Here is a 13436-nt window from a genome sequence, read left to right as displayed (position 1 = left end):
GGAAAGAAGGAAGGGAAGTCGAGGGAGGAAAGAATGGTTACCCAGACATTTTCCTTTCTCCCGTTCGTCCCTTTCCGCCCCCTCCTTCTTGTTTATTTAATACCCAAAACTTAAGCCTTTCAACTGCAACACATTGGCCGATACAACAGCCTCTCCTTCTTTGAGGCCGCTCTGCACCACAACGCGATCGGCCCGTTGCTGGCCTAGCTGTACGGCTCGTCGTTCAATTGCCTGTGGCCCGGTTTTTACAAACACATAATCGCGGCCCTGTACCGTCACGACGGCATCGCGCGAAACGGTCATAAAATTGCCATCGACAACCCCAAACTGAACCGTGGCAAACATACCCGCTTTTAATCGACCATCGGGGTTGGCCACCGAAATACGAAGTTTGATCTGGCGGGTGGTGTTGTCGACGTAATCATTGACATTGTCGATCACCCCCTGAAACCGCTCGTTGGGGAAGGCCGTAAAATTGAGCGTGCATTTCAGTCCACTCCGAATACTACCAAATTGGTTTTCAGGGATTTCACAAACTACCAGAATGGTATTCGGGCGAGCCTGACGCAGGGCTTTCGGGTCGAAACCGGCCAGTTTGAGCGTGGCTTCGTCCGAAATAATGGCCGCTTCTTCATTGGCCAATTGGGTTTGTGCTTCAATCACCTCTTTGCCCGATGCAGCCCCATGCGCCTGCAAATCCTTAATGCGTTCGAGATTACCTTTCTGCGTCTGGATATTGATCCGGTGTTGTAGAATAGCCGTGTAATTATCCGCTAGCCCAGGATCATCGAACAACACCAGATGTTCGGATGGATTTTCGACCGAACGAACAACCATAGCCGCGATATGGCCAGGAGCCGAAAAATCGGTGCGAACGGCTGAGGAATGAGCAGTCTGGGTTTCGAAGGCCCGCATCATCACCGCATCCGGGAACGTGATCTGGCTCCCGTCGGTGCTAATGGTTGGGCGAGGGATGGATTTGACCACCGCCTTGGGTTTTTCTTTACAGGCCGTTGTCAAAAGTAGGAAAGCAACAAGTATATGGCGGAAGGTCATGGCTAGTATAAGTTGATTTGCCCAGTAACGTACAACAACCGGACGTAATTCTGACGGTAGGTATAAAGGCTTTGATAATAAGCCGTTTGGGTATCGAACCACGAACTTTCGGCCTGAAGCAGATCGATCAGGGTTGTCGCACCCCGCAGATACGCATACCGGACCGAAGCCAGTACCCGATCGGCATCGAGCCGGATACCGACATACCGATCAATGTTCTGCCGGCTAGTCATAAACGACTGATAAGCCGTTTGCACTTCCGACCGAATGCGCGCCTGCACCAGCGTAGCGGCCTGGCTTGCCTGCTCCTGCAATACTCTCGATTTCTGAATTTCCCCCTGATTGCGGCTATAAACAGGCAGCTCAATAGTCAGAAATACGCCCGCGTAGGGAATGGCATTCTGCGGGTTCCAGATAAAACCGGCTTCGTTGCGTGGTTTGGCCAATACCTGCTGCAAGTCGACATTCCGTTTGGCCGATTCGATAGTTGCTTGGGCCGCCAGTACGTCCGTCCGATTGGTGGCAGCCAGGCGTAGTAAACTATCGGCCGTCGCATTGATGGTCGGGTAAAGTCGGAGTGGGTTCGTAAAGGCCGGATGGATAATCGAGTCATTCATCGCTACATTCACGCTGTCGGGAATCCCCAGCACAAGTTGCAGTTCGTTCAGGCGATTTCGCAGCTCCTGCTGGGCGGTACGGGTTTGCAGATCATACTGGTCCGAGATAAGCTGTGTCCGGGTCAGATCGGTGGTGGTAATGACCAGATTTTTCAGCCGTACTTTATTCAACTGAACCAGCGTATCTACATTGGCTTTGGCGCGTTGCAATAAGGCCAGTTGAATGCGTGCGTACCAGGCATCGAGATACCGATTGGCCGCATCGAACAATAAGTTTCGCTCGGTTTCGGCTACACTCCGAATAGCCAGATTCGTATTGGCTTCGGCCGCCCGGTTCCGATAGGTTCGTTTATTGTAAATATCAAACTCCTTGGTAGCCTGAATCCAGAACTGCCGCCGTTGCCGACTCAATAATCCAACGGCTTCAGCACCCGGTGTAGGGGTTAGCTGAAAGAGTGTCTGGTTATTCAGGACCGGATTTGGCCGAAGATTTGCAGTCACCTGATCGGCCTGGGCCACATTGATATTGAGCCGTTCGACTCGGAGCGCCGGGCTATTGGTACGTACTTGCTGAAGCGTCTGTCGTAAGTTTAGTGTAATCTGAGCCTGAGCGGACCAGCAGAACAAGCCAACAAACAACAAAGAATAGAATGCGATATTTACCCTCATCCACTTAGAAATGCCTAACAAAATAACGCTTCATCAATTCGATTACCGAAGAATCAGAATTAAAAGGTAGTTAAATGTACTTATGGCTATTTTTACAAACGATTAATACCCGAACAAATAGCCCAGGTTTTTAGAAAGGAATTTACTTAGAAAAAATACCTATTCCCCTGTTAGGCATCAACTTTGTAGCAGATAGCTGATGTTTACACACAACACATTACCTACTTATTCGCAGTCCCACCGCTTTCCTGAAAAATGAAATCTCTGATTTTTCTCTGTATCAGTCTAGTCTTCTTCACCTCCTGTACAAAACGATCTCTACAAATCATTGACAAACCCATTGTCTTTGATGAAGAGCGTCGGCAACTGTCGCTCGACTATCTGGCCAAACGGCACGGTCTCGAACAGACAGAACCGTATATCAAGCCCAAAATGATTGTGCTGCACTGGACGGCTGTTCCCACACTGGAGGCTACCTTCAATGTCTTTAATCCATCGGTATTATCAGGGCGTCCTGACCTTCAGGCTAGCAGTCGTTTAAATACGTCGGTCCCCTTCCTGGTCGACCGGGACGGCACGATCTTTCGCTTACTCCCCGACACAACCTTCGCCCGCCACTGCATTGGCCTGAACTACTGCGCTATTGGGATTGAAAATGTTGGCAACAACGACCTGACCCGAGCGCAGATGAAAGCCAATGTGCAACTGGTAAGGTACTTGAAACGTCGTTACCAGGGAATCGACTACCTGATAGGCCATTATGAGTATACAGACTTTATTGGCACCTCGCTCTGGCGGGAAACGGACCCCAATTACCTGACGGGCAAAACGGATCCGGGCAAGTCGTTTATGCGCAAAGTCAGACACCGGGTCAGGGATTTACAGTTGAAAGGCAGTCCACACGGAACCCAACCCATTCATTTACAGGCATTGGTGCACTAACAAGCCGGAACGAATTACTTTACAACCTCTCTTTTCCCAAACTTCGTACCGAAGAAATCCCCTTTGTTCCAGGTTGGGCGCTGATCGTCCTGGGCGGTCAGGTAGCCCACTAAAAATTGTAGCTGAGCGTGTTTGGCAGCCGATTTAAAATCGAACGGCTGGTTCATATCGTCCTGGGGCGAATGATAGATAGAGGCCCGCCAGTCGAGGTTGAGTTTGGTACCGTCGAGGGCCGGATTTCCGGTTTGCGAGCCACTCTTGATAAACAAAGCCGGAATTCCCTGCCGGACAAAGCTAAAGTGGTCGCTCCGCATAAATACCGTTTGTTCGGGGATCGGGTCCGGGCTAATTTCTACGCCTAAAAAGCTGGCGGCCTGCTTTACTTCTTTGTTCAAGCTCGAATGTTCAGCTCCATAGGGTACAATATCGAGCAACGGATGAAAAAAGAAAGGCATATCGAGTGTCAGGTTGGCCACGATTTTGTCTTTCGGAACGGTCGGGTTTGAGGCAAAATAATCCGACCCAAGCAATCCCATTTCTTCGCCCGTTACACACACGAAAAGCACCGACCGCCGGGGCGCTTTGGGTAAAGCCGTAAACAACCGGGCCGTTTCGAGATTGATCGCTACGCCCGATGCATTGTCGTGAGCACCGTTATAAATGGAATCACCCTTTACCGAACGGCCTATTCCGAGGTGGTCGAGGTGAGCCACGTACACAACGTATTCATTTTTCAGCACTGGGTCGGTGCCGGGTAATAACGATACCAGATTAAACCCAGCTACATCTTCTACCAGATCGGTTTGGGTTTGCATCCGTACCGACACATTGAGCGGGAATGCCTGTGGCCGGTTTCTGTTGGCCTGTTTTATAGCATCGCTGAACGATGTAGGCGCATTGGCAAAAAGCAGCCGGGCCGTTGAATCACCCAGCGAAGCAGATCCTTTGATGGCCGGGTAGGTGCGCTGGGGTTTCCCCTGCTTATCGACCCAGCGATAGATCCCCTGCCGATTACGCGGGGCAGCCGTTTCGATGCGATTACGGAGGTCGGTAGGCATACTAAAAGCAATGGTTCCCACAGCCCCATGCGCTACGGCATTTTCGGCTTTCGATGAGGAGTAATACGCACGCTGATTAGACGGAAAACTGGCCGGAGCGCCGTTCAGGTAAGCAACGATCTTCCCTTTTACATCAATCCCTGTATAATCGTCGTAATCAAGTTCGGGAGCCGATACCCCATAACCCACAAAAACAACAGGAGCCGATACATCGCTGGTTGCGTGATCGGGATTCGGATTCAGGATAAACTGTTTGCCATAGTGCAACGACTGTTCACGGCCATTGGCTACCAGTGTCATCGCGCTACCTAACTCATTCGTCTGCCAGCGACGCAGCGGTACAGCCTGCCGGAACGATTTATTTTCGCCCGCTGGCTGTAGTCCAAGCGCTTTAAATTGTGAAACAACGTAATCAGCCGCCATTGCGAATCCGCGCGTACCCGGTTTTCGACCTTTCAGTGAGTCGTTGGCCAGAATACGCATATGATTTTCAATGGCTTCGGGTCGAGCGGTTTTCACCACCTGTTGCGCATCAGTAGGGATAGTGCCGGATTGTCCGAATGAAACATGAAGCCCGCAGAGTGTCAGGCAGATGCTGAGAAGTGTTGGCGTAATTGAGTGCATTGGCAAATGAGTGAACCAAACCAGTAGCGAAGATAAGCCACCATTTTAGTAGAATCAATCGGAATTATACCGCGAACGAACGTTCCCCGGTCGGGTATCTGCAAAGGGTGATATATTTGAGGCCCTGATTTTGGGAAAGCCTAAGATGAATGGCTGACAAACACAACGCAAACGACAAACCATGAAGAAACGTCCGATAATCATAGATTGCGATCCCGGCCACGACGATGCCGTGATGCTCATGCTGGCCATTGGCAGCGACTTATTCGATATTAAAGCCATCACTACCTCGGCAGGTAACCAGACTCAGGCCAAGACCCTCAAGAATGCGCTGAAAATTATGGCACTAGTAGGCGCTGATATTCCGGTATATAAAGGTGCCGATAAACCTTTGTTCCGCGAGTTGATCATCGCCGATTATGTGCATGGCGAAATGGGTATGGATGGGCCTAGCTTGCCCGAACCTACGCTTCAGCCTGAGCCCCTGTCGGCCGTTGAAGCCATCGCAGCGATTCTGACCGAAAGCGAGGAAACCATAACACTTGTCCCAACGGGCCCATTGACCAACATCGCTACCTTTCTGCTCGCTTACCCACACCTGAAAGATAAGATTGAGCGTATTTCGATAATGGGCGGGGGAGCGTTCCGAGGCAACATGACCCCCACGGCCGAATTTAACATCTATGTCGACCCGGAAGCCGCAGCGATTGTGTTTGGTTCAGGTGTACCGATCACCATGTGTGGCCTCGATGTAACCCATAAGGCACTGGTGTTTCAGGAAGACATTGAGCGATTCCGGTCTATTGGCAATCAATCGGGAAAAGTGGTGGCCGAGTTGATGGACTTCTTTTCGATCTTTTACCGACAGGAGCGGCCGGAACTAGGCGGTGGAGCCGCCTTACACGACCCCTGCGCCATTGCCTGGCTAATCGATCCGTCGCTGTTTGAGTCTAGGTCCTGCTTCGTGGATGTCGAAACTATCGGGAAACTTACCACGGGCACCACAGTCGTCGACTTTTTTAATGTCCTGAAAAAGGCACCCAATGTCGAATTCGTCTATGATGTTGACCGGGAAGGCTATCTGAACCTGATTTACGATGCGGTGAAGAAGTTACCTTAATTTTTTTGAACCGCAAGGACGCAAAGACGCGAGGAATATAAATTTGGGCTTCGCGTCTTTGCGTCCTTGCGGTTTCATTTATACTAAAACCAGGGTCGTTTTACTTTAAAGGAGCGTTTCAAACCGCTGATCATCAGGAAGGCGCCCAACAGTCCGAAAATAATAGCGAGGGTGGTAATCCCCAGAATAGCAAACACAACAGCCACCAGAATAACGATTACAGACGCTTTCAGCTTCCAGCTAATCCGTTGCCACCAGTTCAATTCTTTACGAAGTGGCATGCCCAGGCTTTGCCGAATCCGGTTGCCCAAGCGTAGTTGTTTTTTAGGTTTTGGCCCAGGCTGTTGGGGCGTCGTTTCGTTGGCCACTGGCATCATACGCTGAACGCGCTGCATCCGCTGTTCAATACGCTGACGATGAGTTGACTCATTTTTCAGACTTGCTACAGGTTCCGATACAAATACAGGCCAATGAGCGGCTGGTTGTTCTACAACGGAATCCATTTCCATAACCACACCCTCAGTCGGACTCGTGCGTTTTTCGGCCGATAATCGGGAGGCTTCAGGATGGGCCGTTCGCTGAAAGTAGGCAACGGGTCGATGGCAGGATGACAGGAAGAGACAAAAAGCGGCTACTAAAAAAAGACTATACTGTTTCATCAGGTCGCGGATTGTACGAATGACTGGCCAAAACCAAAGTCCACTTTACAACGAATCAAAGCGGTCAGTTAATATGGCTCTGGCGAAAAAGCCTACCTTTGCCCCCATGAAACCAGAGAACGATCCCCGGCCCTGGCAGGTCGAAAATTCCGAATATATTCACCAGTTGCCGTGGTTTACGGTTCGAAAAGACGCCATTCGGATGGAAAATGGTGGCTCCATTCCCAACTATTTTATTTTCGAATATCCCGACTGGATCAACGTCGTAGCCGTCACAACGGAAGGGCAACTGGTTCTGATCCGGCAGTATCGGCACGGTATTGGCGATGTTCACTATGAGCTATGCGCGGGTGTGGTCGATCCAGGTGAAGAACCTCTGGTAGCGGCTCAGCGTGAATTGCTGGAAGAAACGGGTTTTGGGGGCGGCACCTGGCAACATCTGATGACTTTATCGGCTAATCCGGGTACGCACGCCAACCTGACGCACTCTTTTCTGGCTACAGGTGTCGAACTGAAGCAGGCCCAACATCTGGAAAAAACGGAAGAAATAACCGTGCACATCGTATCGCGGGAGCGGGCGCATGACATCATCAATTCGGGCGAAATGATGCAGTCGCTGCACCTGGCCCCGTTGCTGAAGTACCTGTCTGAACCGGAACCGGGATTACACTGATTTAGGGATTTATATGATTTTGTTTCTTATTAGCACATTCCTTCAACAAGTATCTTTGCGGTCTTAAATGAATGGATGGATCGATTTTAACAAAATCTGTTTCATCCCAAAATCTGTTAAATCCTGGTTAGAAGTGATTATCCCTCTTGCTCACCGCGCCGATCAGACGCAGGAATACTATTTTTCGGTTAAACTGGCCGAAGTTCGCCGGCTTCAGGCAGCCGGTCACGACATTATCAATCTGGGTATCGGAAACCCCGATCTGATGCCTTCGGCCAATACCATCGATGCGCTGATTCAGTCGGCTCAGCAACCAACGGCGCATGGTTATCAACCCTATAAAGGCACCGTCGGACTTCGTCAGAGCATAGCCGATTTTTATAAGACTACCTACGGGGTTGACTTAAATCCTGAAACGGAACTACTGCCCCTGATTGGGTCGAAAGAAGGCATCACGCACATCTCGCTTACGTTCCTGAATGAGGGCGATGGGGTTCTGGTGCCCGAACTAGGCTATCCGGCTTATCGGGCCGTGAGCCAGATGGTTGGCGCGCGGGTGCGTGAATACCCGCTGCTTGAACATGGCGGCTGGCAACCCGACTGGGCAGCCATGGCCGACCTGGTGCAGTCATCGCCTGAAGGCTCCCGAACGAAGATTCTCTGGCTGAATTATCCCCATATGCCTACGGGTGCCCCGGCAACGTATGAGCTGTTTGAAAAAGCCGTTCGTTTCGCACATGATCATCAGCTATTGGTTTGCCACGACAATCCCTACAGCCTGATTCTCAACAAAAAGAAGCCCATTAGTTTGCTAGCGGTAGACGGTGCGAAAGAGGTAGGTATTGAGCTAAACTCCCTTAGTAAATCGCATAATATGGCGGGTTGGCGTATTGGCTGGCTGGCGAGTAGCAAACCGTATGTCGATGCGGTACTGACCATCAAGAGCAACGTCGATTCGGGACAGTTCAAACCCCTGATGGATGCAGCCGCCGAAGCCCTGACGAATTCGGAAGCCTGGCATCAGGAACGGAACGCCGTTTATCAGGGACGTCTGGACGCCGTTCATGCTTTCCTGGACGCGCTAGGCTGCACCTATACTACCGATCAGGAAGGACTCTTTATCTGGGCCAAGCTCCCCGACAGCGTGGAATCGGCCGAAGCGTTCGTGGATGATCTGTTGCTCAACAAACATATTTTCATCGCACCGGGCTTCATTTTTGGCCCAAAAGGAAATCGGTACGTACGCGTTTCGTTATGTATGCCGAAAGAACGAATCCGAACCGGGATTGAGCGGATTTTAGGATAAAACAGATTTTGCTTTACGACTGCCCTCTTTCTATTCTTCAATGAATCTTGTAATGGAACAGATTTTTTCACAATTGTATATCCACTGTATCGATGCATCAGGATTACAAATATGGGCAGTTAACTCACCGTATTATAGGCTGTTCGATGGAAGTTCATCGCGTATTAGGCAATGGGTTTCAGGAGGTGATTTACCAACGAGCCTTGGGGCACGAACTTGACATTTTTAACATAAGCTTTGCCCGGGAGGTCGATATGCCAATTTATTACAAGGGTGTATTGGTTGGTACGCGACGAGCCGATTTTCTTGTTGAAGACAAGCGATTAGTTGAATTAAAAGCGATTATTAAACTGGAAGAAGTCCATCTGGCTCAAGCTATTAATTATCTGGAAGCGTACAATTTAGAAATCGGACTCTTAATCAATTTTGGCGCATCCAGTTTAGAGTTTAAGCGCGTTTTAAACCCTCATTTCCGTCGTTTTCAAAAAGGCGCGTAGAAATAATCAGAATAGAAACAAAATCTGTTTTATCCAAAAATCTGTTAAATCCTGGTTCAGATGACAGTTTCCATAGTAGGTATTGGTTTATTGGGTGGATCTTTTGCCCTCGCAGTCCGTGAAAAATACCCCAAAATGCACTTTATCGGCGTCGATACGTCGGCAGTAAATGGGCAGTTGGCACTGGCAAAAGGCATTGTCGATGCTGTGTTGCCCCTGCCCGAAGCTATTGCGCAAAGCACACTGGTCGTTCTGGCTACCCCCGTCAACACCATTATCGATTTATTGCCAACCGTACTCGACCTGCTGCCTGCGGGTGCCACCGTTGTTGATCTGGGATCAACCAAAGAGACCATTTGCGCCATTGCCGATGCCCATCCCAAACGTACGCAGTTTGTAGCCGCTCACCCTATGGCAGGTACCGAAAATTCTGGCCCCGGTGCAGCCTTTCGGGAATTATTACCAGGAAAAAACCTCATCATCTGCGACCGCGAAAAAAGTAATCCCGACAGCCTGAACCTCTCCGAGAGCCTATTTCGCGACATCGGTATGAAGCTGTTTTACATGACGCCCCAGGAGCACGACCTGCACCTGGCCTACGTTTCGCATCTGAGCCATATCAGTGCGTTTGCCCTCGGCCTTACCGTGCTGGAAAAAGAAAAAGACGAAAAAGCGATCTTCAATATGGCCAGTACCGGCTTCAGTTCGACGGTACGTCTGGCCAAAAGCTCCCCGCAAATGTGGGCGCCTATTTTCGACCAGAATCGGATCAACGTATCGGATGCACTGGCTGCTTACATTGAATTTTTACAGCAATTCAAGCAGGTTATCGACGAACAGGATATCAACAGTTCCCTCGAATTTATGCAACGCGCCAACGTAATTCGACGCGTACTGGAGGGGATCGAGAAACGGTAAGAAAACAAAAACTTTACCCGGTTGCGGATACAAAATCGATTGTAGATGGTTTATCAGAATAACCTCCACGTCTGGAGTGTATACCCTGAATGATCAATAAAACCTATGCAATCAACTGAGTCTGCTGAATCACAACTGGCCGCACAGGCCGGAACAATTACCATTGGTGGCGATCTGACCGTCAACCGAATGGCATATGGCGCGATGCGCATTACTGGCGACGGGATCTGGGGCCCTCCTAAAGACCATGACGAAGCCATCCGGGTATTGAAACGGGCCCTGGAGCTGGGCATTAATTTTATCGATACCGCCGACAGCTACGGTCCTTATGTATCGGAGGAGTTGATTGCCGAAGCCCTTTATCCCTACCCTGATGGGCTGGTGATTGGCACAAAAGGCGGTTTACTCCGAACAGGCCCAAACCAGTGGCCTGTAGATGGGAGCCGCAAGCATCTGGAAGAAGCTCTACATGGTAGCCTGAAACGGTTGAAACTTGACCGGATCGATCTATATCAACTTCACCGTTTCGATAGCAAAGTGTCGTCCGACGAATACCTTGGTTTTCTGAAGGAAGCCCAACAACAGGGAAAAATCCGGCATATTGGGCTGTCGGAAGTGGGTATCGACCAGATCGAAGAAGCCCGCCAGTATTTCGATGTTGTATCGGTACAGAACAAGTACAATTTTGGCGATCAGACCTGGAACGACGTACTACAGTACTGCGAACAGAACGGCATCGCCTTTATACCCTGGTTTCCACTAAATGCCGGAAACGTGTCGGCCCAGCAAGCCATCCAGAAGGTAGCGGCCCGGCATCAGATCGATGGCAAACCCGCTACCGACTATCAGGTTGCTCTGGCGTGGTTGCTGGCCGCTTCGCCCGTCATGTTACCCATTGCCGGAACATCGTCGGTCAAACACCTGGAGGAGAATGTAAAAGCGGTTACGATCAAGCTGACCGACGAGGATTTGAATGATATGCCTTTGCCAAGATAGACTATAGAATCTGCTTTATTAGCCAAACAAAACAGCCCGATAGTTTGAAACTATCGGGCTGTTTTGTTGAAAGCCGGCTCGTTTTAAGCTGCTTTTTCGAGGGATTTGATCCGGTCCAGAGCACTCTGCAATTCGGTCAGTTGCTTCTGCAAATCCTCTTTGATGTAGGCCGGAATGTGATCTTTCTCGATCGCATCCTGATAGGCTTCAACAGCCGCATTTTCACCAAACTCTACCGAGCTTAAAATAGACTCCCGGTCTTTTCCCGTCAGTGCCGATTTGATGTCGATCCAGGCCCGGTGAATTTTGCTGGTTACATCGGTTGAGGTAGCATCCGACACCGCCAGTCCATCGATTCGAACAATATGATCGGCCAGTTGGCTACGGAAATTTTGGCTTTGTACGACATAGTGTCGGAACAGGTCATCCAGTCCGGCATCTTCGTTATCTTTAATGGCTTTTTCGTATCCCTGAATGCGGTCGTTATTGATCTTGACCAGTTCGTTCAGATCATCAACAATTTCGTCGTTCGTAATCATAACAGTTGATAGTCGATTGGTTATTATTCGAATTTACAACTTCGTGTACGGCCAATTGTTTATGAAATGTGTGTTAAGAGATGGGTTTAGGGCGTTGCCGTAATACTCCGTATCCGAACGGTCGATCCTTTCTCAAAATTGTACTGACTTTCGGGGCTGGTTAAGGATATCTGGTTAATAACACCGTCCCAACCTGCTAACTGGCTTGTATTGATTTCATAGGTTCTGAACTGCCCATCGCCAACAATTGGGAAATCGACATACCGACCGGGTATCTCGATAATCGCAATATCACCCGGTTTTCTCCATACAAACCGGGCCACGGTTCCTTTCGTCTGAAAAGCGGCCTGGATATAAATTTTGGGCACATCCGAAGCCTTCCAGTAAGCCATTGGGCTTATGATCCGGAACTCTCTTGCCGTTGGGTCGGCGCGATACCAGCGCACATTCAGTTCATTCTGAATGGGCCAGCCTTTATCGCGGGTGTTGCCATAATACCAACCCTGCCGATCGGTAACGAACTTGTAATTAGGCGCAGCAGGAGGACGAGGCTGATTATAGGCAAACTGCCGGATATCGGCCAGTGACCCTACCACTAAATCACATTCATATTCATACACCCCATTATAATCGACCAGTAAAGCGGGTTGGCTGCATACATACCCCGACGATACATCAAACTCACCCCCATCTTTGGTCACGCCAAAACCTGCCGAGCTGAAGCGAACCTCCCCTTTAGGTTTGTACAACCCAACGCCCCGCCCTGATGTATTGAGCAAAGCAATCCAGTTTTCTGTACCGTATCGATTGATGTTATCCTGTTCTGTATACTCAGAAACGGCATCGTTCGTAAACGGCTTCAGGCCATCATACGTTATAATTCGGTAGTACGGCCCATTCAGATACATACATGGAAATTCCTGCGTACGCGCTTCGTACTGTGTTGTATCTACCCGGCTGACCGTCATCCGACTGCGCATATGAACGGTATTTTCTTTTAGTTCAATCCAATGCTCGAAGAAGCAGTCGGCCGGTTCGTTGAAGAGTGGCCAGATAAGCGGAATCGTCTTGACATACAGGGTATTCTGCCCCTGCTGGTAGCTGACGACCTGAGCCGGATGGTTGAAATAGTCGCCCGTCTGAACGGGATTCCAACCCAGATTGCGCCACTGCTCAACGGGATTTTTACCATTTACGCTGTAAGGGTAAGGACCCGCATAGAGAGAAGTCTGAATTTGGCGGCCGAGGTCGTTGTTATTGACCATATTCACATTGCTACCCGCTTCGGACAGATAGGTAATGGCTCCCCCCGCATTCAGGTCAATGGCCATACGAATTTTATCATTAGCCAGGTAAAGCCGTTTCTGCGACGATTCCTGCGTTTGAGAAGGCAACCCTCCTCCGGCAGGATTCGTCACCACGGGTGCTTTATGCGGGTCAGTCGAAGGGTAATCCCGAACGCAGGTGACAGCCAGGCAACTAACCAGAACGCAAACAATAAGTAAATAGGGTCGTGTCATAACGTAGGAACGTTTCGAATCCAAATTAGTAAAAAGTGTCAGTATGGTATAGTGCTTCGCGTAGATCTTATCCTGCGTTTGGTTTTCCCTGTAGCATCTTACGCTTCTTGTTGATGCAGTCTTTATCCGGCTAAATCGGGTTTCACCCCAACCCACATCTACCCTAAGGTGATTCCGTCAGTTGCTCAACGGTTGTAATCAGGCCATATCTTCACGTAGTTGAACCGATACGCATGGCCAAA

Annotated in this window: 13 protein-coding genes; 7 read left to right on the top strand and 6 right to left on the bottom strand. The window is 49.7% G+C overall.

The window, feature by feature from the left end; translation table 11 throughout:
- Positions 1–96: 96 nt before the first annotated feature.
- Positions 97–1056, bottom strand: a complete 960-nt coding sequence (locus B153_RS0133170; protein WP_020601069.1) for an efflux RND transporter periplasmic adaptor subunit — start codon at positions 1054–1056, stop codon at positions 97–99.
- A gap of 2 nt (positions 1057–1058) precedes the next feature.
- Complete coding sequence (locus tag B153_RS0133165; RefSeq protein WP_245564986.1) at positions 1059–2300, bottom strand: TolC family protein; 1242 nt, start codon at positions 2298–2300, stop codon at positions 1059–1061.
- A 297-nt stretch (positions 2301–2597) separates the two neighbouring features.
- On the opposite strand from B153_RS0133165, the gene B153_RS0133160 reads away from it, so the two are divergent.
- A complete protein-coding gene (locus B153_RS0133160) occupies positions 2598–3284 on the top strand; it encodes a peptidoglycan recognition protein family protein (RefSeq protein WP_020601067.1) in 687 nt (228 codons plus the stop codon).
- A gap of 14 nt (positions 3285–3298) precedes the next feature.
- On the opposite strand, the gene B153_RS0133155 is transcribed toward B153_RS0133160, so the two are convergent.
- Positions 3299–4966 carry a M28 family metallopeptidase gene (locus B153_RS0133155; protein WP_083928274.1) on the bottom strand — a complete coding sequence of 556 codons (1668 nt, stop codon included), beginning with the start codon at positions 4964–4966 and terminating at the stop codon, positions 3299–3301.
- A gap of 181 nt (positions 4967–5147) precedes the next feature.
- Between B153_RS0133155 and rihA the strand changes: the two genes are divergently transcribed.
- The gene (gene rihA, locus B153_RS0133150; protein ID WP_020601065.1) at positions 5148–6086 is read left to right on the top strand and encodes a pyrimidine-specific ribonucleoside hydrolase RihA; all 939 of its coding nucleotides are present in this window, start codon (positions 5148–5150) and stop codon (positions 6084–6086) included.
- Positions 6087–6169: 83 nt separating this feature from the next.
- On the opposite strand, the gene B153_RS0133145 is transcribed toward rihA, so the two are convergent.
- The gene (locus B153_RS0133145) at positions 6170–6745 is read right to left on the bottom strand and encodes a hypothetical protein (protein WP_020601064.1); all 576 of its coding nucleotides are present in this window, start codon (positions 6743–6745) and stop codon (positions 6170–6172) included.
- Positions 6746–6851: 106 nt separating this feature from the next.
- Here B153_RS0133145 and B153_RS0133140 point away from each other — a divergent pair, with 106 nt between their 5' ends.
- The 5 genes from B153_RS0133140 (at position 6852) to B153_RS0133120 (ending at position 11135) form a co-directional block, all read left to right on the top strand.
- Complete coding sequence (locus B153_RS0133140; RefSeq protein WP_026262639.1) at positions 6852–7418, top strand: NUDIX hydrolase; 567 nt, start codon at positions 6852–6854, stop codon at positions 7416–7418.
- A gap of 133 nt (positions 7419–7551) precedes the next feature.
- Positions 7552–8724, top strand: coding sequence for a pyridoxal phosphate-dependent aminotransferase (locus tag B153_RS0133135; RefSeq protein ID WP_026262638.1), 1173 nt, complete (start codon positions 7552–7554; stop codon positions 8722–8724).
- Positions 8725–8816: 92 nt separating this feature from the next.
- Positions 8817–9221 (top strand): GxxExxY protein, encoded by a 405-nt coding sequence (locus B153_RS0133130; RefSeq protein WP_020601061.1) that lies wholly within the window; start codon positions 8817–8819, stop codon positions 9219–9221.
- A gap of 60 nt (positions 9222–9281) precedes the next feature.
- Positions 9282–10139: a prephenate dehydrogenase gene (locus B153_RS0133125; RefSeq protein ID WP_020601060.1), complete on the top strand. Its 858-nt coding sequence runs from the start codon at positions 9282–9284 to the stop codon at positions 10137–10139.
- A gap of 105 nt (positions 10140–10244) precedes the next feature.
- Entirely contained in the window at positions 10245–11135 is an 891-nt protein-coding gene (locus B153_RS0133120; RefSeq protein ID WP_020601059.1) for an aldo/keto reductase, read from the top strand.
- Between the two features lie 83 nt (positions 11136–11218).
- Here the strand turns inward: B153_RS0133120 and B153_RS0133115 are convergent, their stop codons facing one another.
- Positions 11219–11674, bottom strand: coding sequence for a ferritin-like domain-containing protein (locus B153_RS0133115; protein WP_020601058.1), 456 nt, complete (start codon positions 11672–11674; stop codon positions 11219–11221).
- Between the two features lie 86 nt (positions 11675–11760).
- Positions 11761–13194, bottom strand: coding sequence for a hypothetical protein (locus B153_RS0133110; RefSeq protein WP_020601057.1), 1434 nt, complete (start codon positions 13192–13194; stop codon positions 11761–11763).
- Between the last annotated feature and the right edge of the window lie 242 nt (positions 13195–13436).

It is taken from the genome of Spirosoma panaciterrae DSM 21099, from assembly GCF_000374025.1.
GTDB classification, from domain to species: Bacteria; Bacteroidota; Bacteroidia; order Cytophagales; family Spirosomataceae; genus Spirosoma; species Spirosoma panaciterrae.
The sequence above is the reverse complement of the archived record's forward strand: the minus strand, read 5'-3'. Positions and strand labels throughout refer to the sequence as shown.

Excerpts from the sequence above, each read along its gene's own strand:
- B153_RS0133170 (WP_020601069.1), bottom strand. The coding sequence starts at position 1,056 with ATGACCTTCCGCCATATACTTGTTGCTTTCCTACTTTTGACAACGGCC.
- B153_RS0133160 (WP_020601067.1), top strand. The coding sequence starts at position 2,598 with ATGAAATCTCTGATTTTTCTCTGTATCAGTCTAGTCTTCTTCACCTCC.
- B153_RS0133155 (WP_083928274.1), bottom strand. The coding sequence starts at position 4,966 with ATGCACTCAATTACGCCAACACTTCTCAGCATCTGCCTGACACTCTGC.
- rihA (WP_020601065.1), top strand. The coding sequence starts at position 5,148 with ATGAAGAAACGTCCGATAATCATAGATTGCGATCCCGGCCACGACGAT.
- B153_RS0133145 (WP_020601064.1), bottom strand. The coding sequence starts at position 6,745 with ATGAAACAGTATAGTCTTTTTTTAGTAGCCGCTTTTTGTCTCTTCCTG.
- B153_RS0133140 (WP_026262639.1), top strand. The coding sequence starts at position 6,852 with ATGAAACCAGAGAACGATCCCCGGCCCTGGCAGGTCGAAAATTCCGAA.
- B153_RS0133130 (WP_020601061.1), top strand. The coding sequence starts at position 8,817 with ATGCATCAGGATTACAAATATGGGCAGTTAACTCACCGTATTATAGGC.
- B153_RS0133125 (WP_020601060.1), top strand. The coding sequence starts at position 9,282 with ATGACAGTTTCCATAGTAGGTATTGGTTTATTGGGTGGATCTTTTGCC.
- B153_RS0133120 (WP_020601059.1), top strand. The coding sequence starts at position 10,245 with ATGCAATCAACTGAGTCTGCTGAATCACAACTGGCCGCACAGGCCGGA.
- B153_RS0133115 (WP_020601058.1), bottom strand. The coding sequence starts at position 11,674 with ATGATTACGAACGACGAAATTGTTGATGATCTGAACGAACTGGTCAAG.
- B153_RS0133110 (WP_020601057.1), bottom strand. The coding sequence starts at position 13,194 with ATGACACGACCCTATTTACTTATTGTTTGCGTTCTGGTTAGTTGCCTG.